The organism is Nocardioides sp. WJ219 (genome assembly GCF_058559815.1).
This window is the reverse complement of sequence record NZ_JBZUJV010000005.1, coordinates 154,717-177,086: the sequence shown is the minus strand read 5'-3', so window position 1 is coordinate 177,086 and position 22,370 is coordinate 154,717. Positions and strand designations below refer to the sequence as shown.

Annotated in this window: 18 protein-coding genes; 16 read left to right on the top strand and 2 right to left on the bottom strand. The window is 71.9% G+C overall.

The genetic code is table 11. The annotated features are described in order from the left end of the window. The first annotated feature begins 9 nt into the window (after positions 1-9). The 3 genes from AC4MBH_RS13800 (at position 10) to AC4MBH_RS13790 (ending at position 2,721) form a co-directional block, all read left to right on the top strand. The gene (locus AC4MBH_RS13800) at positions 10-756 is read left to right on the top strand and encodes an SCO1664 family protein (protein WP_491795469.1); all 747 of its coding nucleotides are present in this window, start codon (positions 10-12) and stop codon (positions 754-756) included. Between the two features lie 250 nt (positions 757-1,006). Then, on the top strand, positions 1,007-2,251 hold the full coding sequence (gene mshC / locus AC4MBH_RS13795; RefSeq protein ID WP_491795468.1) for a cysteine--1-D-myo-inosityl 2-amino-2-deoxy-alpha-D-glucopyranoside ligase: 1,245 nt from the start codon (positions 1,007-1,009) through the stop codon (positions 2,249-2,251). A 65-nt stretch (positions 2,252-2,316) separates the two neighbouring features. Next, entirely contained in the window at positions 2,317-2,721 is a 405-nt protein-coding gene (locus AC4MBH_RS13790) for a VOC family protein (protein ID WP_491795467.1), read from the top strand. Between the two features lie 12 nt (positions 2,722-2,733). Here the strand turns inward: AC4MBH_RS13790 and AC4MBH_RS13785 are convergent, their stop codons facing one another. Next, positions 2,734-3,603, bottom strand: coding sequence for a PAC2 family protein (locus AC4MBH_RS13785; RefSeq protein ID WP_491795466.1), 870 nt, complete (start codon positions 3,601-3,603; stop codon positions 2,734-2,736). Positions 3,604-3,836: 233 nt separating this feature from the next. Between AC4MBH_RS13785 and metH the strand changes: the two genes are divergently transcribed. From metH to AC4MBH_RS13750, 7 genes are all read left to right on the top strand, one after another. Beyond that, the gene (gene metH, locus AC4MBH_RS13780) at positions 3,837-7,496 is read left to right on the top strand and encodes a methionine synthase (protein ID WP_491795680.1); all 3,660 of its coding nucleotides are present in this window, start codon (positions 3,837-3,839) and stop codon (positions 7,494-7,496) included. Then, positions 7,496-8,269 carry an HAD family hydrolase gene (locus tag AC4MBH_RS13775; protein ID WP_491795465.1) on the top strand — a complete coding sequence of 258 codons (774 nt, stop codon included), beginning with the start codon at positions 7,496-7,498 and terminating at the stop codon, positions 8,267-8,269. The genes metH and AC4MBH_RS13775 overlap by 1 nt, the downstream gene beginning before the upstream one ends. A 187-nt stretch (positions 8,270-8,456) precedes the next feature. Beyond that, positions 8,457-10,103, top strand: coding sequence for an ABC transporter substrate-binding protein (locus AC4MBH_RS13770; RefSeq protein WP_491795464.1), 1,647 nt, complete (start codon positions 8,457-8,459; stop codon positions 10,101-10,103). Between the two features lie 93 nt (positions 10,104-10,196). After that, on the top strand, positions 10,197-11,225 hold the full coding sequence (locus AC4MBH_RS13765; protein ID WP_491795463.1) for an ABC transporter permease: 1,029 nt from the start codon (positions 10,197-10,199) through the stop codon (positions 11,223-11,225). Beyond that, positions 11,225-12,271 (top strand): ABC transporter permease, encoded by a 1,047-nt coding sequence (locus AC4MBH_RS13760; protein ID WP_491795461.1) that lies wholly within the window; start codon positions 11,225-11,227, stop codon positions 12,269-12,271. Before AC4MBH_RS13765 ends, AC4MBH_RS13760 begins: the two co-directional genes overlap by 1 nt. Further along, on the top strand, positions 12,268-13,341 hold the full coding sequence (locus tag AC4MBH_RS13755) for an ABC transporter ATP-binding protein (protein ID WP_491795460.1): 1,074 nt from the start codon (positions 12,268-12,270) through the stop codon (positions 13,339-13,341). The genes AC4MBH_RS13760 and AC4MBH_RS13755 overlap by 4 nt, the downstream gene beginning before the upstream one ends. Continuing rightward, positions 13,325-14,671, top strand: a complete 1,347-nt coding sequence (locus tag AC4MBH_RS13750) for an oligopeptide/dipeptide ABC transporter ATP-binding protein (RefSeq protein WP_491795458.1) — start codon at positions 13,325-13,327, stop codon at positions 14,669-14,671. Before AC4MBH_RS13755 ends, AC4MBH_RS13750 begins: the two co-directional genes overlap by 17 nt. 39 nt (positions 14,672-14,710) lie before the next feature. Here the strand turns inward: AC4MBH_RS13750 and AC4MBH_RS13745 are convergent, their stop codons facing one another. Further along, the gene (locus AC4MBH_RS13745; RefSeq protein WP_491795457.1) at positions 14,711-15,607 is read right to left on the bottom strand and encodes a RecB family exonuclease; all 897 of its coding nucleotides are present in this window, start codon (positions 15,605-15,607) and stop codon (positions 14,711-14,713) included. A 55-nt stretch (positions 15,608-15,662) separates the two neighbouring features. Between AC4MBH_RS13745 and AC4MBH_RS13740 the strand changes: the two genes are divergently transcribed. The 6 genes from AC4MBH_RS13740 to dop all read left to right on the top strand — a co-directional run bounded on the left by AC4MBH_RS13740 (position 15,663) and on the right by dop (position 22,209). After that, a complete protein-coding gene (locus AC4MBH_RS13740) occupies positions 15,663-16,406 on the top strand; it encodes a site-2 protease family protein (RefSeq protein ID WP_491795456.1) in 744 nt (247 codons plus the stop codon). Positions 16,407-16,457: 51 nt separating this feature from the next. Continuing rightward, a complete protein-coding gene (locus AC4MBH_RS13735; RefSeq protein WP_491795455.1) occupies positions 16,458-17,396 on the top strand; it encodes a tRNA (adenine-N1)-methyltransferase in 939 nt (312 codons plus the stop codon). After that, positions 17,393-18,130: a glutamine amidotransferase gene (locus AC4MBH_RS13730; protein ID WP_491795454.1), complete on the top strand. Its 738-nt coding sequence runs from the start codon at positions 17,393-17,395 to the stop codon at positions 18,128-18,130. The genes AC4MBH_RS13735 and AC4MBH_RS13730 overlap by 4 nt, the downstream gene beginning before the upstream one ends. A gap of 84 nt (positions 18,131-18,214) precedes the next feature. Next, the gene (gene arc, locus AC4MBH_RS13725; protein WP_491795453.1) at positions 18,215-19,984 is read left to right on the top strand and encodes a proteasome ATPase; all 1,770 of its coding nucleotides are present in this window, start codon (positions 18,215-18,217) and stop codon (positions 19,982-19,984) included. Positions 19,985-20,049: 65 nt separating this feature from the next. Further along, complete coding sequence (locus AC4MBH_RS13720; protein WP_491795452.1) at positions 20,050-20,637, top strand: 1-acyl-sn-glycerol-3-phosphate acyltransferase; 588 nt, start codon at positions 20,050-20,052, stop codon at positions 20,635-20,637. Between the two features lie 60 nt (positions 20,638-20,697). Then, positions 20,698-22,209: a depupylase/deamidase Dop gene (dop, locus tag AC4MBH_RS13715; RefSeq protein WP_491795451.1), complete on the top strand. Its 1,512-nt coding sequence runs from the start codon at positions 20,698-20,700 to the stop codon at positions 22,207-22,209. Positions 22,210-22,370 lie beyond the last annotated feature (161 nt).

Here is a 22,370-nt window from a genome sequence, read left to right as displayed (position 1 = left end):
GGCGGGCACGTGGCCGACCTCGAGCTGCGCGGGCGGATCATGCCCGCGTCCAACGCGACGTTCCTCGGTGAGCTCGACGGCCGCACGGTCGTCTACAAGCCGATCGCCGGCGAGCGCCCGCTCTGGGACTTCCCCGACGGCACCCTCGCCGACCGCGAGGTGGCGGCGTACGCCGTCTCGGAGGCGACGGGCTGGGACGTCGTCCCGCGCACCTGGCTGGGCGAGGGACCGCACGGTCCCGGGATGCTGCAGGAGTGGCAGGAGCCCGACCCCGACCAGGACGCCGTGACCCTGGTCCGCAGCGGCCGCGGCCTGCCCGACGGCATGCTGTCGGTCTTCGAGGGCCTCGACGAGCAGGACCGCGAGGTCACCCTCGTCCACGAGGACACCGAGCCGCTGCGCCGGATGGCCGTCTTCGACGTGATCACCAACAACGCCGACCGCAAGGGCGGCCACGTGCTGGAGATGGTCGGCGGCCACCGCTACGGCGTCGACCACGGCCTGACCTTCCACCACGAGCCCAAGCTGCGCACCGTGCTGTGGGGCTGGCACGGCTACCCGCTCGACGACGAGCAGGTCGCCGGGGTCGAGCGGGTGCTCTCGGCGCTGGCCGCCGACCTCGGCGCCACCCTCGCCGAGCACCTCACCGACCTCGAGATCGACACCTTCGCCCGGCGCTGCCGCCGCCTCCTCGACCGCGGCGTGATGCCGGTCCCGCGCGGCGAGTGGCCCGTGATCCCCTGGCCGCCGTTCTGAGGGTGCCCCACCGTGGTCTCGAGACGGCCGTGGCCGGCCTCCTCGACCGGCGAGCCCGGGTCGAGATCCGGCGAGGTGCGCGCCCTGCGGGGTTCTTTCGAGACGGTTGCTAGGGCAACCTCCTCGACCACCGGTGATCGGTGACCCACGGTGGTCGAGGCGGGCCGCCAGGCCCGTCTCGAGACCACACCACGCTCGGCCGGCGACGGCTCGTGGCGGGGTCCGCGCAACTCTTCACTAGGGTGCAGTCATGCGTTCCTGGCCGGCCCCGGAGGTCCCGACCCTTCCCGTGACGGCCCCACCCGTGGTGCTCCACGACACCCCCACCGGGTCCCGGGTCGACGTGTCGCCGGCCGAGGGCCGGGCGGCGCGGCTCTACGTCTGCGGCATCACGCCGTACGACGCCACCCACCTCGGCCACGCGGCGACGTACGTCGGCTTCGACCTGCTCCACCGCGCCTGGCGCAACGCCGGGCACGACGTGCTCTACGTGCAGAACGTGACCGACGTCGACGACCCGCTCCTCGAGCGCGCCGCCAAGGTGAAGGTCGACTGGGTCGAGCTGGCCGAGCGCGAGACGGAGCTGTTCCGCCAGGACATGCAGGCACTGCGGGTGCTGCCGCCGCACCACTACGTCGGCGCGGTCGAGTCGATCCCGCTGGCCGTGCAGATGATCCAGGCGCTCGACGCCGCCGGGGCGGTCTACGGCGTCGAGACCGACCTCTACCACGCGGTCGCGTCGGACCCGTCGTTCGGCGAGGAGTCCGGCTACGACCGCGAGACGATGCTGCGGCTGTTCGGCGAGCGTGGCGGCGACCCCGACCGGCCCGGCAAGCAGGACCCGCTCGACTCCGTCGTGTGGCGTGGCGAGCGGGAGGGCGAGCCGTCGTGGCCCAGCCCGTACGGTCCCGGACGCCCGGGCTGGCACATCGAGTGCGCCGCGATCGCCCGGCACCACCTCGGTGGCGAGTTCGAGGTGCAGGGCGGCGGCAGCGACCTGGTCTTCCCGCACCACGAGATGTGCGCCAGCCACGCCCAGGTGGTCTCGCCCGGCGAGCGGTTCGCGCAGGTCTACAGCCACGCCGGGATGGTCGGCTACGACGGCGAGAAGATGTCGAAGTCCAAGGGCAACCTGGTCTTCGTCTCCGCGCTGCGCAACAGCGACATCGACCCGATGGCGATCCGTCTCGCGCTGCTGCGTCACCACTTCCGCAGCGACTGGGAGTGGGTCGACGCCGAGCTGTTCGACGCCGTCGACGCACTCGCCCGCTGGCGCAAGGCCGTCGCGCTCGGCGCCGGCGCGCCCGCCGAGCCCGTGGTGACCGCGGTGCTGGCCGCGCTCGCCGACGACCTCGACGCGCCGCGGGCGGTCGCGGCCGTCGACGCCTGGGTCGCCGCGACGCTCGGCACCGACGGCCTGGCCGACACCTCCGACCCCGACGCCGCGACCGCGGTCCTCGCCGTGGTCGACGCTGCTCTCGGTCTCACCCTCTGACCCCGGGCCGGGACGGGCCGGGACAAGCCGGGACAAGGAGGCCACCGGTGGCGCACGCTGGAGCCATGACCAACGCCGTCCGCCCCAAGCTCGTCGTCCAGCCCGCTGCCGAGGCCCTGCGGTGGTACGCCGCGACGCTCGGCGCCGACGTCGGGCCCGTCTTCGAGCACGAGGGGACCGTCGTCTTCGCCCGGCTCACCGTCCTGGGCACCACGGTGACCCTCAAGGACGCCGACGGCGCCGACCCGGTGCCGACCCCGGGGCCGATCCTCGACGTCGTCCACGACGACCCCGACCGCCTCGCGCAGGTGATGCTCGCCGCGGGCGCGAGCGAGGTCTTCGCCATCAGCGACCGGCCCTGGGGCGGGCGCTGGGGGCGCGTGCGCGACCCGTTCGGCGTGCAGTGGCTCCTCGCCACGCCCGACGACGCGACCCCGGAGCAGGTCGCGGCGGCGATGGGCGCCGGGTGAGGGACCTCGGGGTCAGGCGCCGGTCGGTCCCGGCGGCTGGTCGTCGCCGCGGCGCTTGAGGTAGCGCTCGAACTCCCGGGCGATCGCCTCGCCGGACGCCTCGGGCAGGTCGGCGGTGTCGCGGGTCTCCTCCAGCGACCGGACGTAGTCGGCGACGTCCTCGTCCTCCTCGGCGAGCTCGTCGACGCCGCGCTCCCAGGCGCGGGCGTCCTCTGGCAGGTCGCCGAGCGGGATCGAGACCTCGAGGAGGTCCTCGAGCTGGCCGAGCAGGGCCAGGGTGGCCTTGGGGCACGGCGGCTGGGCGACGTAGTGGGGGACCGCGGCCCAGTAGGACACGGCCGGCACGTCGAGCCGCACGCAGGCGTCCTGGAAGACGCCGACGATGCCGGTCGGGCCCTCGTACGTCGACTGCTCCAGCTTGAGCCGGTCGACCAGCTCCGGCTCGGTGGTGGTGCCGGTCACCGGGATCGGGCGGGTGTGCGGGGTGTCGGCCAGCAGCGCGCCGAGGGTGACGACCAGCTCGCCCCCGAGGTCGTCGCAGGCCGCCAGCAGCTCGGCGCAGAACAGGCGCCACCGCATGTTGGGCTCGATGCCACGGACCAGGATGATGTCGCGGTCGAGGTCGGGCGGCGAGGCCACCGCGATCTGCGTGGTCGGCCAGGTGATCCGGCGGTGGCCGAGCTCGTCGGTGCCGACCATCGGCCGGTTGACCTGGAAGTCGTAGAACTCCTCGGGGTCGATCGCGGCCACGACCCGCGCCGACCAGACCTGCATCAGGTGGTCGATGACCGAGGAGGCGGCGTCGGCGGCGTCGTTCCAGCCCTCGAACGCGGCGATGACCAGGGGGTCGACCAGGTCCGGGGTCTCGTCGATCTCGATCACCCGGGAAGCCTACTCAGGCGTGCGGTGTTGTCCCGGGGCCCGCGTCCCGGGCCGCGATTTCGCCGCCCCGCCGGCCGGTGTCACGATTTGAGAACCCTGTCCGGGTCGTGGACCGCCGTTCCTAGGCTGGACAGGGCCACCGAGAAGGAGTCACCGTGCCCGACCTGCGTCCCGACGTCACCGACGAGCTCACCGCGCTCCTGCGCGAGCGGATCGTGGTGCTCGACGGCGCCATGGGCACCGCCATCCAGCGCGACCGCCCCTCCGAGGCCGGCTACCGCGGCGACCGGTTCGCCGACTGGCCCAGCGACCTGCAGGGCAACAACGACCTGCTCACGCTGACCCAGCCGGACATCATCGCCGGCATCCACCGCGAGTACCTCGAGGCCGGCGCCGACGTCATCGAGACCAACACGTTCAACGCCAACCGGGTCTCGCTCAGCGACTACGGCATGGACGAGCTCGCCTACGAGCTCAACCTCGAGGCCGCCAGGCTGGCCCGCTCGGTCGCGGACGAGGTGGCCGCGGCCACCGGCACCCCCCGCTACGTCGGCGGCGCGCTCGGCCCCACGACGCGCACGGCCAGCATCAGCCCCGACGTCAACGACCCCGGCGCCCGCAACGTCTCCTGGGACCAGCTGGTGGCGGCGTACCTCGAGGCGGCCAACGGCCTGGTCGACGGCGGCTCCGACCTGATCTTCATCGAGACGATCTTCGACACCCTCAACGCCAAGGCGGCGATCTTCGCCGTCGAGACGCTGTTCGAGGAGCGCGGCCGGCGCTGGCCGGTCATCATCTCCGGCACCATCACCGACGCCTCGGGCCGCACCCTGTCGGGCCAGGTCACCGAGGCCTTCTGGGACTCCGTGCGCCACGCGCGCCCACTGGCCGTCGGACTCAACTGCGCGCTCGGGGCCAAGGAGATGCGCCCCTACATCGCCGAGATGAGCCGGCTGGCCGACACCTTCGTCTCCTGCTACCCCAACGCCGGGCTGCCCAACGCGTTCGGTGAGTACGACGAGGCGCCCGACGAGACCGCCGCGATGCTGGCCGAGTTCGCCGAGGCCGGGTTCGTCAACCTCGCCGGCGGCTGCTGCGGCACCACCCCCGACCACATCAAGGCCATCGCCGGCGCGGTCGCCGACAAGACCCGGCGCGAGCCGGTCACCGTCGAGTCGGCCATGCGCCTCTCGGGCCTCGAGCCGTTCACCGTCGACGCCGACTCGCTGTTCGTCAACGTCGGCGAGCGCACCAACATCACCGGCTCGGCGAAGTTCCGCAACCTGATCAAGGACGGCGACTACGACACCGCGCTCGCGGTCGCCCTCCAGCAGGTCGAGAACGGCGCGCAGGTCATCGACGTCAACATGGACGAGGGCATGATCGACGGCGTCGCGGCCATGGACCGCTTCACCAAGCTCATCGCCAGCGAGCCCGACATCAGCCGGGTGCCGCTCATGGTCGACTCCTCGAAGTGGGAGGTGATCCAGGCCGGCCTGAAGAACGTCCAGGGCAAGGCGATCGTCAACTCGATCTCCATGAAGGAGGGCGAGGACACCTTCCGCGAGCAGGCGACCCTGGTCAAGAAGTACGGCGCCGCCGCGGTCGTGATGGCCTTCGACGAGGACGGCCAGGCCGACAACCTCGAGCGCCGCAAGCAGATCTGCGAGCGGGCCTACCGGATCCTGGTCGACGAGGTGGACTTCCCGGCCGAGGACATCATCTTCGACCCCAACGTCTTCGCCGTGGCCACCGGCATCGAGGAGCACGCCTCCTACGGCCTCGACTTCATCGAGGCGACCCGCTGGATCAAGGAGAACCTGCCCGGTGCCAAGGTCTCCGGCGGCATCTCCAACGTCTCCTTCTCCTTCCGCGGCAACAACCCGGTGCGCGAGGCGATCCACGCGGTCTTCCTCTTCCACGCCATCCGGGCCGGGCTCGACCTGGGCATCGTCAACGCCGGCGCCCTGGTGCCCTACGACTCGGTCGAGCCCGAGCTGCGCGAGCGCATCGAGGACGTCGTCCTCAACCGCCGCCCCGACGCCGCCGAGCGACTGCTCGAGATCGCCGAGGCGCACAACAAGGCGGGTGAGGCCGTCGAGGCCGCGACCGAGGAGTGGCGCGACCTGCCCGTGGGCGAGCGGATCACGCACGCCCTGGTGAAGGGGATCGACGCCCACGTCGAGGCCGACACCGAGGAGCTGCGCCAGCTGATCGCCGACCGCGGGGGCCGCCCGATCGAGGTGATCGAGGGCCCGCTGATGGACGGCATGAACGTCGTCGGTGACCTCTTCGGCGCCGGCAAGATGTTCCTGCCACAGGTGGTGAAGTCGGCCCGGGTGATGAAGAAGGCCGTGGCCTACCTGATCCCCTACATCGAGCAGGAGAAGGCCGACCTCATCGCCGCCGGGGGCGTCGCCAGCAGCGACAAGGAGACCAACGGCACGATCGTGATGGCCACCGTCAAGGGCGACGTGCACGACATCGGCAAGAACATCGTCGGCGTGGTCCTGCAGTGCAACAACTACGAGGTCATCGACCTCGGCGTGATGGTGCCGGCGCAGAAGATCCTCGACACCGCCGCCGAGGTGGGCGCCGACATCATCGGCCTCTCCGGCCTGATCACGCCCTCGCTCGACGAGATGGTCAACCTCGCCAACGAGATGCAGCGCCAGGGCCTGGAGATCCCGCTGCTCATCGGCGGGGCCACCACCTCGCGGGCGCACACGGCCGTCAAGGTCGACCCGCGCTACGACGGCCCGGTCGTCTGGGTCAAGGACGCCTCCCGCTCGGTGCCCACCGCCGCCGCCCTGCTCCACGACACCAAGCGCGCGACGCTGATGGCCGACATCAAGGTCGACTACGACGCCCTGCGCGCCCGCCACGCGGGCAAGAGCGACCGCAAGCTGGTCTCCTACGACGTCGCGCGCGCCGACGCCACCCCGGTCGACTGGACGGCGTACACGCCGCCGGCGCCGAAGCAGCCCGGCGTCCACGTCCTCGACGACTACGACATCGCCGAGCTGCGCGGCTACATCGACTGGCAGCCGTTCTTCAACGCCTGGGAGATGAAGGGCAAGTTCCCCGACATCCTCAACAACCCGGCGTCGGGCGAGACCGCCCGCAAGCTCTACGACGACGCCCAGGCCATGCTCGACCGGATCATCGACGAGAAGTGGCTGACCGCCAAGGGCGTCTACGGGTTCCTGCCGGCCGCCGGCGACGGCGACGACACGCTCGTCTACACCGACGACTCCCGGTCGGAGGTGCGCACGACGCTGCACCACCTGCGCCAGCAGGGGGAGCACCGCCAGGGCGTGCCCCACAAGTCGCTCGCCGACTTCGTGGCGCCGGTCGACACCGGCCTGGCCGACCACGTCGGCGGGTTCGCGGTCACCACCGGCATCGGCCTGCCCGAGCGGGTCAAGGCGTTCAAGGACGACCTCGACGACTACAGCGCGATCCTGCTCGAGTCGCTGGCCGACCGGCTCGCCGAGGCGTTCGCCGAGCGGCTGCACCAGCGGGTCCGCACCGAGTTCTGGGGCCACGTCCCCGACGAGCACCTCAGCAGCGAGGACCTGATCGCCGAGAAGTACGACGGCATCCGCCCGGCGCCCGGCTACCCGGCCTGCCCCGACCACACCGAGAAGCTCACCCTGTGGGACCTCCTCGACGTCGAGGCCGCCACCGGCATCACCCTGACCGAGTCGATGGCGATGTGGCCCGGCGCGTCGGTCTCCGGCTGGTACTTCAGCCACCCGCAGTCGCAGTACTTCGTGGTCGGCCGTGTGGGCCGCGACCAGGTCGCGTCCTACGCCGAGCGCAAGGGCTGGACCCTCGCCGAGACCGAGCGGTGGCTCTCGCCCAACCTCGGCTACGAGCCCGAGGACTGATGGGCACCGCAGACGAGAGGGGTCTCGAGACAGGCGCTGGCGCGCCTGCCCCGACCACCGTCTCCACGCTGGTCGAGGAGGGCGGACACGCCCGTCTCGAGAGCACCCGGCCCGCCGCGGTGCTCTGGGACATGGACGGCACCCTCGTCGACACCGAGCCCTACTGGATCGCCACCGAGCACGCGCTCGCGGCCGAGTTCGGCGGCAGCTGGAGCGACGAGCTCGCCCTGCAGCTGGTCGGCAACGACCTGCTGGAGTCGGGGCGGTTCATCCAGGAGCACATGCCGCTGCCGCAGCTGAGCCCCGAGGAGATCGTGGAGCGGCTCCTCGACGGCGTGGTGGCCCACGTCGAGCAGGCCGTGCCGTGGCGGCCCGGCGCGCGCGAGCTGCTGGCCGACCTCCGGAGCGAGGGCGTGCCCTGCGCGCTGGTCACCATGTCCTACGAGCGGTTCGTCGCGCCGATCCTGGCGGTGCTGCCCGCGGGCTCCTTCCAGGTGGTGGTGACCGGCGACCAGGTCGCCCGCGGCAAGCCCGACCCCGAGCCCTACCTGAGTGCGGCCCGGCAGCTCGGGGTCGACCCAGGCGACTGCGTCGCGATCGAGGACTCCAACACCGGCTGTCGCTCGGCCGAGACGGCCGGGTGCACGGTGCTGGCCGTGCCCCACCACGTGCCGGTCGAGCCGGGGGAGCGGCGGGTCTTCGTCGAGACGCTCGCCGGTCTCGACACGGCCGCGGTGACGTCGTACCTGCTCCCGGCGGCGCCCGCCCGGTAGCCGGGCCCGTCCCGCCCCCGTCCGCCGGGCCGGGGCCACCGACCGGAGGACTTCCGCCGGCCGGACCGCGGGCGCGGCGGATCGTTGCCAATTCGCGACCTTCGCCGCACGCCCTCAGGGTGGCGCCGACCGGGGGTCGCGAGTACGTTCGCGACGTTCTGCTCACGTCTCCCGGAGGTAGTCGCTCGTGACCCCAGTACGGAAGGTCCTGTCCCTGGCAGGCGCCGGCACCCTGATCCTCGCCCTGGCTGCGTGCGGCGACGGCGAACGCGACACCGACGACAACGGCGGCTCCGGCGGCGAGGGCTCCGGCGGCGACACCTCCTCCACCGAGGCCTCCGGCGAGTTCACCCTCGGCACCACCGAGTCGGTCACCGCGATGGACCCTGCCGGGTCCTACGACTTCGGTTCCTGGAACATGCAGTACACGATCTTCGAGCAGCTGCTCGCCATCCCCGCCGGGGCCGACGAGCCCGTGGGCGACGCCGCCGAGAGCTGCGAGTACGACGACCCGGAGACGGTCACCTGCACGCTCAAGGAGGGGCTGAAGTTCTCCAACGGCAACGACCTGACGTCCTCCGACGTCAAGTTCTCCCTGGAGCGCAACCTCGCCATCAACGACCCCAACGGCTCGTCGGTGCTGCTGGGCTCCATCAGCAACGGTGACACCGAGAACCAGTCCGTCGCCGAGGGCGCCATCGAGACGCCCGACGACCTGACGGTCGTGTTCCACCTGAACAAGCCCGACGCCACCTTCACCAAGGTGCTGGCCACCGCGACCGCCTCGATCGTCGACGAGGACACCTTCCCCGCCGACGCCATCGTCGAGGACGACCAGGTCATCGGGTCCGGGCCCTACACGCTCGAGCAGTACGAGTCGGGCCAGCAGGCGGTCCTCGAGGCCAACCCGGAGTACACCGGCGAGCGCACCCCGCAGACCAAGACCATCTTCGTCCGCTACTACAACGACGCCGCGCCGCTGCGCAGCGCGATCTCGGCCGAGCAGGTCGACATCGCCTACCGGACCCTCAGCCCGACCGACCTGACCTCGCTGGAGGAGGAGGGCACCGTCAACGTGCTCAAGGGTGAGGGCTCGGAGTTCCGCTACTGGGTGTGGCAGCTCGGGTTCGACGGCCCGGGCACCGACGTCGCCGTCCGCCAGGCCGCGGCCCAGATCATCGACCGCGACGCGATCGCCGAGCGCGCCTACGACGGCACCGTGAAGCCGGCGTACTCGATCGTGCCGCCGGGCTTCGCCGGTCAGAAGGACTCCTTCACCGAGGCCTACGGCGAGCCGTCGGTCGACGCCGCCAAGGCGATCCTCGACGAGGCGGGCGTCGAGACGCCGGTCTCGATCACCCTCGGCTACACCCCGACCCACTACGGCCCCAACGCCGTCGACGAGGCGCAGGAGCTGGCCGACCAGCTCAACTCCAGCGAGCTGTTCGAGGTCGAGCTCGAGAGCACCGAGTGGGAGGAGTACCAGACGGTCTACAAGGAGGGCGCCTACGACCTCTTCATCCTCGGCTGGTACCCCGACTTCCTCGACGCCGACAACTACCTGAGCCCGTTCGTCCGCGACGGCGGCTTCTTCCAGAACGGCTACTCCAACGAGGAGGTCAACAGCCTGCTCGACCAGGAGGTCGGCGAGACCGACGCCGCGGCACGCGAGACCATCCTGGGAGACATCCAGGACATCGTCGCCGAGGAGGTGCCGCTGATCCCGTCGTGGAACGGCGAGAACGTCGCCGTGGCCACCGACGAGATGCAGGGCGTCCAGGAGACGCTCGACCCGACCTACATCTTCCGGTTCTGGGAGATCTCCAAGGGCTGAGGGGCCACTGTCGCCATCGTCCTCGCGCGCGGAGGGCGCCCACCGGTGCGGTGGGTGCCCTCCAGCGCGCAGCCCTAGGCCCCGAGGAGGGTCATGAGCTCCGCGTCCGGGTCGCTGCCCCGCTACATCCTCGTCCGGCTCCTGCTGGTCGTGCCGATGATGTGGGTGCTGCTCACCATGGTCTTCGTGCTGCTGCGGGTGGCGCCGGGTGACCCGGTCACCGCCGCGTTCGGCGACCGCCTCAGCGACGAGGCGCTCGACGACAGGCGCGCCCAGCTCGGGCTCGACCGACCGATGATCGTGCAGTACCTCGACTACCTCGGGGACGTGGCCCGCCTCGACCTGGGCACCACCATCAGCGACGGGCGACCGGTCCTCGACATCATCCAGACCCAGGGTGGGGCGACGCTGACCCTCACCCTCGGCGCGTTCATCTTCGCCGTGCTGATCGGCGTCCCCCTCGGGCGGATCGCCGGGCGCCGCCGCGACACGGCGATCGACGCCGGCATCCGGATCTTCGGCGTGGTCAGCTACGCCGCCCCGATCTTCTGGGTCGGCATCATGCTGGTGCTGCTGGTCATCAAGCTGTTCCCCGGCTGGCCGATCGACGGCATCGCCGACTCCAGCACGCTCTACTACGTGCCCGAGAAGACGAAGATCCTGCTCGTCGACTCGATCCTGGCCAACGACTCGGTCTCGACCATCGACGTGCTCAAGCACCACGCGCTGCCGTGCTTCACGCTCGGGCTGCTGCTGTCGGGCGTGATCATCCGGCTGGTCCGGATCAACGTCATCCGCACCCTCGACGACGACTACGTCGAGGCGGCGCGCGCCCGGGGCATCCCCGAGCGCCGCGTCGTGCGCACGCACGCCTTCCGCAACGCCCTGGTGCCGGTGATCACGGTGATCGGGCTCCAGTTCGCGCTCACCCTCTCCGGAGCCATCCTGACCGAGCGCACCTTCAACTGGCCCGGCCTGGGCACCGAGCTGGTCGCCTACGTCACCGACCGCGACTACGTCGCGGTCCAGGGCCTGGTCACGTTCTTCGCACTGGCGGTCGTCCTGGTCAGCCTGCTGGTCGACGTCCTCAACGCCCTGGTCGACCCGAGGGTGAGGTACTGATGGCCGAGACCGCCCACGGACCCGTCGGGGGACGCGTCGCCAAGACGCCACGCGAGCGGCGCAGCCGGGTGCCGCGCTTCGTGCGGACCATCTGGGCCACCAAGGGGTTGGCCCGGTGGCTGCTGCTCATCGGCGTGCTCATCACCCTGGTCTTCCTGGCCTGCGCCGCGTTCGCCCCGTGGATCGCGCCGTACGGCTTCGACCAGGTGCGCGACTCCGGCGGCAACTTCCCCAAGAGCTCGGGCCGGGTCGACGGGCACCTGCTCGGCACCAACGACCAGTTCTTCGACATCTTCTCCCGGGTCGTGTGGGGTGCCCGCACGGCCGTGCTCGTCGTGCTGCTGTCGGTGGTGCTCTCGGCCGTCATCGGGGTGCCGCTGGGCCTGGTGTCGGGCTTCGTCGGCGGGTGGTTCGACCGGATCACCCTGTTCCTGATGGACGCGCTCTACTCGTTCCCGTCGCTCCTGCTGGCCATCGTCTTCTCGTTCCTGCTGCGCGACGCGGTGGGGGGCGGCATCGTCGCCGCCGCCCTGTCGCTGACGGCCATCTACATCCCCCAGTACTTCCGCGTCGTGCGCAACACCACGGTCGCCGCACGCGAGGCGACGTACGTCGAGGCGGCCAAGGCGATCGGCGCGCCGCCGGTCACCGTGATGCGCAAGTACCTGTTCGGCAACGTCGTGCAGTCGGTGCCCGTGATCGGCACCCTCAACGCCGCCGACGCCCTCGGGACGCTCGCCGCGCTCGGCTTCCTCGGGTTCGGCATCCAGCCGACCGAGGCGTCGGAGTGGGGATACGACCTGAGCCGGGCCCTCGACAACGTCAGCGCCGGCGACCTCGGCCCCGCCCTGTGGCCGGGCCTGGCGATCATCCTGCTGGTCACCGCCCTCACCCTGGTCGGCGAGGGACTCAACGAGACCCTCAACCCGGCGTTGCGCCGGCGCCGGCTGCGGCCGTTCTCGATGCCGCCGCGCGAGGGCGCGACCGGGACGACCGCGACGGCCGGGGCGACCGCGGCCGGCGACGCACGGAAGGAGTCGTCATGACCGACGCGATGCTGCGCGACGTCGTACCGGGGACGCCCGGCGAGCCCGTGATCTCGGCCGAGGACCTGCGGGTCTGGTACGGGACCGACCGGGGCCCCGTGCGCGCCGTCGACGGGGTCTCCTTCGACCTGCAGCCGGGGGAGATCCTCGGCCTCGTGGGCGAGTCGGGCTGCGGAAAGTCGACGCTCGGTCGTGGTCTGCTCGGGCTGCTGCCCGAGGCCGCGGCCCGCGACGGGGTGCTGCGGTTCCGGGGCGAGGACCTGCTGACGATGAAGCGCAAGGACCAGTACCGGATGCGCGGCAGCCAGCTCGGGATGATCTTCCAGGAGCCGCTGACCCGGCTGAACCCGCTGATGCGGATCTCCGAGCACTTCTCCGAGACCCTCAAGGCCCACGAGCGCGGCATCGACAAGGCCGAGGTCGAGCAGCGCTCGCTGGAGGCGCTGCGGGTCATGGGGATCCCGCCCACCCGGTTCCGGGCCTACCCCCACGAGTTCTCCGGCGGGATGCGCCAGCGCCTGATGATCGCGCTGGCACTGGTCCTGCGACCGGCGTTCGTGGTCGCCGACGAGCCGACGACCGCACTCGACGTCCTCGTCGAGGCCCAGATCATCCGAATCCTCCACGACCTGCGCGAGACCTACGACACCTCGCTGCTGCTGATCACCCACAACCTCGGCATCGTCGCCGAGGCGTGCGACCGGGTGGCCGTCATGTACGCCGGCAAGATCGTCGAGATCGGGCCGGCCCGCCAGGTCTTCGCGCACCCCGAGCACAGCTACACCCGCGAGCTGCTGCGCTCGACCATCTCGCTGTCGACGACGGGCCTGAACTACATCGAGGGCGCCCCGCCCGACCTCACCGACCCGCCACCGGGCTGTCACTTCCACCCGCGGTGCCCGGACGCGATGGCCATCTGCGCCCGCCGCGAGCCGGCGCCGCGGCACCTGCCGGGCGGCACCCGCGTCGCCTGCTGGGCCAGCGACGTCCGGCACGGAGCCGTGGTGCTCGACGACGCCGACGGTGCCCCCCTCGAGCGCGAGGAGATCGACCTTGCCGACGAAGCCTGAGCCCGCCCCCGGGCCCGACGTCGTACCCGACGGGAGCGGCCGGAGCGGCCCGCCGATCATCGAGACCGAGGGTCTCGAGGTGCACTTCCGCCTGCAGGGCGGCGCCCTGTCGCGCCTGCTCGGCCTGCGCGCCCGCACGGTCAAGGCGCTCGACGGGGTCGACGTCCAGCTGCACCGCGGCGAGGTGCTCGGCCTGGTCGGTGAGTCCGGCAGCGGGAAGACCACCCTGGGCCGCGCGCTGCTGGGGCTGGTGGCGTCCACCCGAGGTCACATCACCTACCACTCGCAGGCCGGGCCGCGGCGGGTCTCGGCCATGCGCGGTCGCGAGCTGCGCGCCCTGCGCACGGACCTGCAGATGGTCTTCCAGGACCCCAGCGCCGCCCTCAACCCGTCGATGACGATCGAGGAGGCCGTCGGGCACCCGCTGGAGATCCACAAGATCGCCCGTGGCGCCGAGAAGCGCAAGCGGGTGCACGACGCCCTGGAGCGGGTGGGGCTGGCGCCGGTCGAGCGGTTCGCCACGAAGTACCCCTCCGACCTCTCCGGCGGGCAGAAGCAGCGCGCGGTGATCGCCCGCGCGATCATCCTGGGCCCCGAGGTGCTGGTGGCCGACGAGCCGATCTCGATGCTCGACATGAGCGTGCGGGCCAAGATCCTGCAGCTGATGCTCGACCTGAAGCAGGATCTCGGGCTGTCCTACCTCTACATCACCCACGACCTGGCCAGCGCGAAGTACTTCTGCGACCGGATCGCGATCATGTACCTCGGCCGGATCGTGGAGATCGGGCCCACCGCGGAGATCTTCGCCAACCCCCGGCACCCGTACACCAAGGCGCTGCTCAAGGCGATCCCCGAGCCGGACCCGACGCGGATGGTCCCGCGGGACCTGCCCCGCGGCGAGATCCCCGACGCCGCCGAGCCGCCGCTGGGCTGCTCGTTCCACCCGCGCTGCCCCGAGGCCGTGGCCGAGTGCGGCTGGGAGCCGCGCGACCTGCGCGTCGTCCTGGAGCAGCACTGGACCCGCGGGTCGGCCGACTACGACGCCGAGCGCAAGCTGGTGGGCGACCTCGACAAGCTCGACCGCGCCGAGACGTCGTCGACCTTCGGGGCCCGAGACCCCCAGCGCACCCTGGGCCTGCTCGACGAGGTCCGCGCCGAGAACCCCGACGAGCCCTTCTGGACGGGCGTCCGGTCGCTGGAGTCCGACGGGCGTGGCGTCCAGGTCCGCTTCGAGGACCGCGTCGACCCGGCGCTGCGGCGCGCCGGCGGTGTCGAGGTCGCCTGCGTGCTCTACCCCGACGGCCCAGGCGACGGACCCGAGGCCGGGTAGCTGCTGCGCCGGGCTCGCCTCAGTCAGTCAGTCAGCCAGTCAGTCCGCCGGGCGCGGGTCGGGCTGGGTCGGCTGGGGCAGGGGCGGCGGCGTACCGCCCCAGGCCGGGCAGATCGCCTGGTGGGAGCACCAGCCGCACAGCGGGCTGCGGTGGGGCTGCCAGTCACCGGTCTGCTCGGCGTGGCGGATGGCGCGCCAGACGGCCTCGACCTTGCGCTCGGTGGCCAGCAGGTCGTCCTCGTCGGGCTCGTAGGTGACGATCTCGGTGTTGCCGAGGTAGACCAGCTGCAGGACCTTGGGCACGACGCCGCGGGTGCGCCACAGCGCCAGCGCGTAGAACCGCAGCTGGAACAGCGCCCGGCCCTCGAAGCCCTCGCGCGGTGAGGTGGACGTCTTGTAGTCGACCACGCGGAGCGCGCCGTCGGGCGCCTCGTCGATGCGGTCGACGAACCCGCGCAGCAGCAGCTTGGAGGCGAGCAGCGACTCGACGTAGATCTCGCGCTCGGACGGCTCGAGGCGGGTGGGGTCCTCGAGGTCGTACCAGCGACGCACCCGCTCGCGGCACGACGCGAGCCAGGCCACGACGTCGGGACCGTCGTCGCCGAACATCAGCCCCAGCTCGGGCTGGTCGACCAGGAGCTGCTCCCAGGTCGACTGCACCATGGCCTCGGCGCGCTCGGGCGTGCGGTCGGGCGCCGGGAGGTCGAAGACGTCCTCGAGCACCTGGTGGACGACGGTGCCGCGCACCGCGTCGACCGACGGCGTCTCGGGCAGCCGGTCGACCGTGCGGAACCGGTAGAGCAGGGGACAGCTCAGGAAGTCGGAGGCCCGGCTGGGGGAGAGCGCTCCGAGCACGTCGACGCCGTCGACCTTGGTCGAGACGCGCTCGGCCGGGGACGCGCCCTCGACCGGTGCGTCTCGGATCTCGGTGCCCACGTCGCTCAGCCTAGGTGCGGGCACCGACAGGCCGGCGCCACCTAGGCTGCACCGCATGCGTCGAGACGACCCGCCGCCGTGGACGCTGGTCCTGGGCCGGCGTACGGCGACGCGGGTCGAGCTGTCCGCGTCGTGCCTGCTGGTCGTGGCGCTGATCGCGGTGGCGTTCCGCCCCCGGGCGGCCGACCTGCTCCCGGGGCTCGGGGGTGGGGCCTGGCTGGTCGGCGCCGCCGTCGGCGTCCTGGTGTACGCCGCCGCGCTGGTGCACGAGTCGGCCCACGCCGTCGTCGCCCGCCGGCACGGGCACCGCGTGCCGTCGATCCGGGTCACGGCCGCCGGCGGGCGCACCGGCGTCGAGGGACGCTCGGCCACGCCGGGGGAGGAGGCCCTCACCGCCGCGGCGGGTCCGGCGGTCTCGCTGGTGCTGGGGCTCACGGCCCTGGCCGCCCGGCTCGTCGTCGACGAGGGTGTCGGCGCGCTGGTGCTCGAGGCGCTGGTGGTGGCCAACCTCCTGATCGGGCTGGTCGACCTGCTGCCGGCCCCGCCGCTCGACGGCGGCCGGATCGTGCGCGCGGCCGCCTGGCGGCTGACGGGGTCACCGACCCGCGGTGCCACGGCCGCGGGCTGGGTCGGCCGGGCTGTCGCCGTGGTGCTGCTCCTCGTGCCGGCGCTGCTGGTGCCGGTGACCGGCACCGCGCCCGGGGTGTCGACCTGGGCGGTCTGCCTGCTGCTCGCCGCGCTGGCCTGGGCGGGGTCGTCGGGCCAGCTCGCCGCCGCTCGCGCCGAGGCCGCCGGCTGAGCAGCCCCGCGGACCACGCCCCGAGGCCCGTGAGGCGGTACGGTTCCGCGCGTGCAGGACAGCCCCGACGTACCCCAGGAAGCCTGGTCCGGCGTGCACCGCGGACCCCTGCGTGCCGGTGAGTGGGTGCGGCTGGTCGACGCCAAGGGCCGCCGCCACAACATCGAGCTCGTGGCCGGCAAGCGCTTCTTCTCCAACCGCGGCCACCTCGAGCACGACGAGATGATCGGGCGGGAGGAAGGCTTCACGGTCGCCGCCTCCACCGGTGGCGAGTACCTGGTGTTCCGCCCGCTGCTGAGCGAGTTCGTGGTCTCGATGCCGCGCGGCGCGGCCGTGGTCTACCCCAAGGACGCCGCCCAGATCGTGGCGATGGCCGACATCTTCCCGGGCGCCGAGGTCGTCGAGGCCGGCGTCGGGTCCGGGGCGCTGACCTGCTCGCTGCTGCGCGCGGTGGGCCCGCACGGGCGGGTGTCGTCGTACGAGCGGCGCGAGGAGTTCGCCGACGTGGCGCGGCGCAACGTCACGCAGTTCTTCGGCGGTGAGCACCCCGCGTGGGAGCTCACGCTCGGCGACCTCGCCGAGGCCCTGCCGGCCTCGGGCCGGCGGTGCGACCGGATCATCCTCGACATGCTCGCGCCGTGGGAGTGCCTCGACGCGGCGGCCGACGCGCTGCGTCCGGGCGGCATCGTGTGCGCCTACGTCGCCACCACGACCCAGCTGTCCCGGTTCACCGAGACCGTGCGGGTGCACGGCGGGTTCGCCGAGCCGCAGGCGTGGGAGTCGCTGGTGCGCGACTGGCACGTCGAAGGCCTCGCGGTGCGTCCCGGGCACAAGATGATCGGCCACACGGCGTTCCTGGTCACCGCGCGGCGGATGGCCCCCGGGGAGCGGGCGCCGGTGAAGAAGCGCCGCCCGGCACCCGGTGCCTACGGCCCCGACTACACCGGGCCGCGGGCCGACGACGTACCGCTGGACGACGGCGAGCAGTGAGGCCGTTCCTGCTGCTGTCGATCCGGGCGGAGCCGGCGGCGGCGGACGACGAGCACGCCGCGTTCGCCCGGTTCCTCGGCGTGGAGCGCGACGACCTGCCGCGCCGGCGCCTGGGCCACGACGACGTCTCCGACGTCGCGCCGCGGCTAGACGACTGGTCGGGCATCCTCCTCGGCGGCGGCTCCTACACCTGGTCCGACGACCCGTCCGCCAAGTCGGCGGTCCAGCAGCGGGCCGAGGCCGACCTGACGCCGGTCCTCGGCGCGGTCGTCGAGGCCGACTTCCCGTTCCTGGGCGCCTGCTACGGCATCGGCACGCTCGGCAGCCACCAGGGCGGGCTGGTCGACCGCAGCCACCCCGAGCCCGTCGGCCCGCTGTCCATCACGCTCACCGACGACGGCCTGGCCGACCCGCTGTTCGCCGGGGTGCCCCGCGACTTCGCGGCGTACGGCGGCCACAAGGAGGCGCTGAGCCGACCGCCGTCGCACGCCGTCGTGCTCGCCACCTCGACCGCCTGCCCGGTGCAGGCGTTCCGGGTCGGGCGGCACGTCTACGCCACCCAGTTCCACCCCGAGCTCGACCTCGACGGGCTGTGCACCCGGATCGAGACCTACGCCACCTTCGGCTACTTCGACCCCGGCGAGGCCGGCGCACTCCGGGCCGCCGGCGCCGAGGTCGAGGTCCGGCACCCGATGACCGTCCTGCGCAACTTCGCCTCCCGCTACCAGCGGTGACACAAACGTGACCGACACCGGCTGGTCAACTCCTTCCGTGACCGACGCGCGCGGGTAGGGTCGCAGGGACAGGAGGTGGACCGAATGTCGAGCATGGGTGACGGTTCGAGCACGGGTGGGCGCAGCAGCGAGGAGTTGCTGTCACAGGTGCGGTTCCTCGAGGCGGAGGTCGGCGAGCTCCGGCGCCGCCTCTCCGACGGTCCGGTGTCGTCACGCGGCCTCGAGCTGCGACTCGCCGACACGCAGCGCTCGCTGGCGGGGGTGACGGCGCAGAACGAGCGCCTGGCCCAGACGCTGCGCGAGGCGCGCGACCAGATCACCAAGCTCAAGGAGGAGGTCGACCGGCTGGCCCAGCCTCCGGCCGGCTTCGGCACCTTCCTCTCGCGCAACGACGACGACTCGGTCGACGTCTTCACCGGCGGCCGCAAGCTGCGCGTCAACGTGAGCCCCGGCGTCGAGCTCGACGCCCTGCAGCGTGGTCAGGAGGTCATGCTCAACGAGGCGCTCAACGTCGTCGGCGCCCTGGAGTTCGAGCGGGTCGGCGAGGTCGTGATGTTCAAGGAGGTGCTCGCCGACGGCGACCGCGTCCTGGTGATCGCCAACGCCGACGAGGAGCGCGTCGTCCGCCTCGCCGAGCCGCTGCGTGACGTCACGCTGCGCGCCGGCGACTCGCTGCTGCTCGACTCTCGGGCCGGCTGGGTCTACGAGCGGGTGCCGAAGTCCGAGGTCGAGGAGCTGGTGCTGGAGGAGGTGCCCGACATCGACTACACCGACATCGGCGGCCTCTTCAACCAGATCGAGACGATCCAGGACGCGGTCGAGCTGCCCTACCTGCACCCCGAGCTGTTCGTCGAGCACGAGCTCAAGCCGCCCAAGGGCGTGCTGCTCTACGGGCCTCCCGGCTGCGGCAAGACCCTGATCGCCAAGGCGGTCGCCAACAGCCTGGCCAAGAAGGTGGCGGCCAAGACCGGCGCCGAGGGGCCGGGCAAGGAGGGGCGCGCCTACTTCCTCAACATCAAGGGCCCCGAGCTGCTCAACAAGTACGTCGGCGAGACCGAGCGGCACATCCGGCTGGTCTTCCAGCGGGCCCGCGAGAAGGCCAGCGAGGGCACGCCGGTCATCGTGTTCTTCGACGAGATGGACTCGCTGTTCCGCACCCGCGGGTCGGGGGTCTCCTCCGACGTCGAGAACACCATCGTCCCGCAGCTGCTCAGCGAGATCGACGGCGTCGAGACGCTGGAGAACGTGCTGGTCATCGGCGCCTCCAACCGCGAGGACATGATCGACCCCGCGATCCTGCGGCCCGGCCGCCTCGACGTGAAGATCAAGATCGAGCGGCCCGACGCCGAGTCGGCGCGCGACATCTTCAGCAAGTACCTCACCTCGCGGCTGCCGCTGCACGCCGACGACCTGGGCGAGTTCGGCAACGACCGCGAGGCGTGCGTGGCCGGGATGATCCAGGCGACCGTGGAGCGGATGTACACCGAGACCGAGGAGAACCGGTTCCTCGAGGTCACCTACGCCAACGGTGACAAGGAGGTCCTGTACTTCAAGGACTTCAACTCCGGGGCGATGATCCAGAACATCGTCGACCGCGCCAAGAAGATGGCGATCAAGGACCTCCTCGACCACGACCAGCGCGGCCTGCGGGTCGCCCACCTGCTGCAGGCGTGCGTCGACGAGTTCAAGGAGAACGAGGACCTCCCCAACACGACCAACCCCGACGACTGGGCCCGCATCTCCGGCAAGAAGGGCGAGCGGATCGTCTTCATCCGCACGCTCATCACCGGCAAGCAGGGCACCGAGCCGGGCCGGTCCATCGACACCGTCGCCAACACCGGTCAGTACCTCTAGCCCGACCCCCGAGCCCGGCGCCGACCACCCCCGTGGCGGCGTCGGGTGACCGGTAGGTTCTGCGCATGCGTCGCCGCTACCTCGTCCGCCGTACGACGGCGCGCCTGCTCCTGCGAGCCGTCGGGTGGCGTACCGCCGGCGTGGTGCCGAGCCGCGGGATCCTGGTCGGCGCGCCCCACACGTCCAACTGGGACTGGGTGATCACCCAGCTCCTGGCCTGGGACAGCAGCGTCCGGATCCGGCTCCTGGTGAAGGAGTCGTTCTTCAAGGGCCCGGTGGGGGTCTTCATGCGCGCCTTCGGGTCCGTCGCCCTCGACCGCGACAACCCGCGCTCCACCATCGACGCACTGCTGGCCGAGGCCGGCGAGGACGAGGCGTTCCTGCTCGGCATCGCGGCGGAGGGCACCCGCGGACGGAGCGAGTACTGGAAGTCGGGCTTCTACCGGATCTCCCGGCAGACCGGCATCCCGGTCACCCTCGCCTACCTCGACCGCGCCACCCGCACCGTCGGCTGGGGGCCCACGATCGACCTCACCGGCGACGTCGCTGCCGACATGGACGTCATCCGCGCCTTCTACGCCGACAAGCACGGCCTCCGGCCCGAGCTCGCCACCGAGCCGCGGCTGCGCGAGGAGGAACGCCGTTCCTGGTAGGCCTCCGGCGTCCTGGTCGGCGCCCGTGCTCGACGTCGGTGACCCCGTAGGCTCGTGAGCATGAGCGTCCGCCGCGTGATGGGTACCGAGGTCGAGTACGGCATCTCGGTGGTCGGCCAGCCCCAGGCCAACCCGATGGTGGCGTCCTCGCAGGTCGTCAACGCCTACGCGTCCTCGACGGTCAAGGCCCGCCGGGCGCGCTGGGACTTCGAGGAGGAGTCGCCGCTGCGCGACGCCCGAGGCTTCGACATGTCGCGCGGTGTCGCCGACCCCAGCCAGCTCACCGACGAGGACATGGGCCTGGCCAACGTGATCCTCACCAACGGGGCGAGGCTGTACGTCGACCACGCCCACCCGGAGTACTCCACCCCCGAGGTGACCACCCCGCTCGACATCGTGCGCTGGGACAAGGCGGGGGAGCAGGTGATGCTCGACGCCGCCCGCCGGGCCGGCCAGACCCCCGGCGCGCCGCAGCTGGTCCTGTACAAGAACAACACCGACAACAAGGGCGTCTCCTACGGCGCCCACGAGAACTACCTGATGCGCCGCTCGACGCCGTTCGGCGACATCGTGCGGCACCTCACGCCGTTCTTCGTGAGCCGGCAGGTGATCACCGGGTCGGGCCGGGTCGGCATCGGCCAGGACGGACGTGAGCACGGCTTCCAGCTGAGCCAGCGCTCCGACTTCTTCGAGGTCGAGGTGGGGCTCGAGACCACGCTGAAGCGCCCGATCATCAACACCCGCGACGAGCCCCACGCCGACCCCGAGAAGTACCGCCGGCTGCACGTCATCATCGGCGACGCCAACCTGGCCGAGGTCTCGACGTACCTCAAGGTCGGCACGACCGCCCTGGTGCTGTCGATGATCGAGGACAAGTTCATCTCCGCCGACCTGAGTGTCGAGGGCTCGGTCGCGGCGCTACGGGCGGTCTCGCACGACCCGACGCTGCGCCACACCGTCACGCTGCAGGACGGGCGCCGGCTCACCGGCGTCCAGCTGCAGCTGGAGTACCTCGACCTGGCCCGCAAGTTCGTCGAGGACCGGTACGGCGCCGACGCCGACCCGCAGACGGTCGACGTGCTCGCGCGCTGGGAGTCGGTGCTCGATCGGCTCGAGCGCGACCCGATGCTGTGCGCCCGCGAGCTCGACTGGGTGGCCAAGCTGCAGCTGCTCGAGCAGTACCGCTCCCGCGACGGGCTCGACTGGGACGACGCCAAGCTGCACCTCATCGACCTGCAGTACTCCGACATCCGTCCCGAGAAGGGCCTCTACCAGCGGTTGGTCGCCTCCGGCCGGATCGAGCGGCTCCTCGACCAGCAGTCGGTCGACGACGCGATGCACGACCCGCCCCCCGACACCCGCGCCTACTTCCGCGGCCGTTGCCTGGAGAAGTACGCCGAGCACGTCGCCGCCGCGTCCTGGGACTCGGTGATCTTCGACCTCCCCGGCCGCGAGTCGCTGCAGCGCGTCCCGACCATCGACCCGCTGCGCGGCTCCCGGGCCCACGTCGGCGAGCTCCTCGACCGCTGCGACACCGCCGAGCAGCTGTTCTCGGCGCTGACCCGGAGCTGATCGGCCGGCGCCTGGGCTGCGGTCGCGCGGGGGCGGGGCGGGATTTCACCGGTGGACCGGGGAACCCTGAACTTCCCAGGCAATGCATTGCCCGGGAAGTTCAGGCTCTGCCTGGGAAGTGGTGCCCATGGTGCCGCTGTGACCCCTGGGTTCCGGCGGGT

Excerpts from the sequence above, each read along its gene's own strand:
- mshC (WP_491795468.1), top strand. The coding sequence starts at position 1,007 with ATGCGTTCCTGGCCGGCCCCGGAGGTCCCGACCCTTCCCGTGACGGCC.
- AC4MBH_RS13790 (WP_491795467.1), top strand. The coding sequence starts at position 2,317 with ATGACCAACGCCGTCCGCCCCAAGCTCGTCGTCCAGCCCGCTGCCGAG.
- metH (WP_491795680.1), top strand. The coding sequence starts at position 3,837 with ATGGGCACCGCCATCCAGCGCGACCGCCCCTCCGAGGCCGGCTACCGC.
- AC4MBH_RS13775 (WP_491795465.1), top strand. The coding sequence starts at position 7,496 with ATGGGCACCGCAGACGAGAGGGGTCTCGAGACAGGCGCTGGCGCGCCT.
- AC4MBH_RS13765 (WP_491795463.1), top strand. The coding sequence starts at position 10,197 with ATGAGCTCCGCGTCCGGGTCGCTGCCCCGCTACATCCTCGTCCGGCTC.
- AC4MBH_RS13760 (WP_491795461.1), top strand. The coding sequence starts at position 11,225 with ATGGCCGAGACCGCCCACGGACCCGTCGGGGGACGCGTCGCCAAGACG.
- AC4MBH_RS13755 (WP_491795460.1), top strand. The coding sequence starts at position 12,268 with ATGACCGACGCGATGCTGCGCGACGTCGTACCGGGGACGCCCGGCGAG.
- AC4MBH_RS13740 (WP_491795456.1), top strand. The coding sequence starts at position 15,663 with ATGCGTCGAGACGACCCGCCGCCGTGGACGCTGGTCCTGGGCCGGCGT.
- arc (WP_491795453.1), top strand. The coding sequence starts at position 18,215 with ATGTCGAGCATGGGTGACGGTTCGAGCACGGGTGGGCGCAGCAGCGAG.
- AC4MBH_RS13720 (WP_491795452.1), top strand. The coding sequence starts at position 20,050 with ATGCGTCGCCGCTACCTCGTCCGCCGTACGACGGCGCGCCTGCTCCTG.
- dop (WP_491795451.1), top strand. The coding sequence starts at position 20,698 with ATGAGCGTCCGCCGCGTGATGGGTACCGAGGTCGAGTACGGCATCTCG.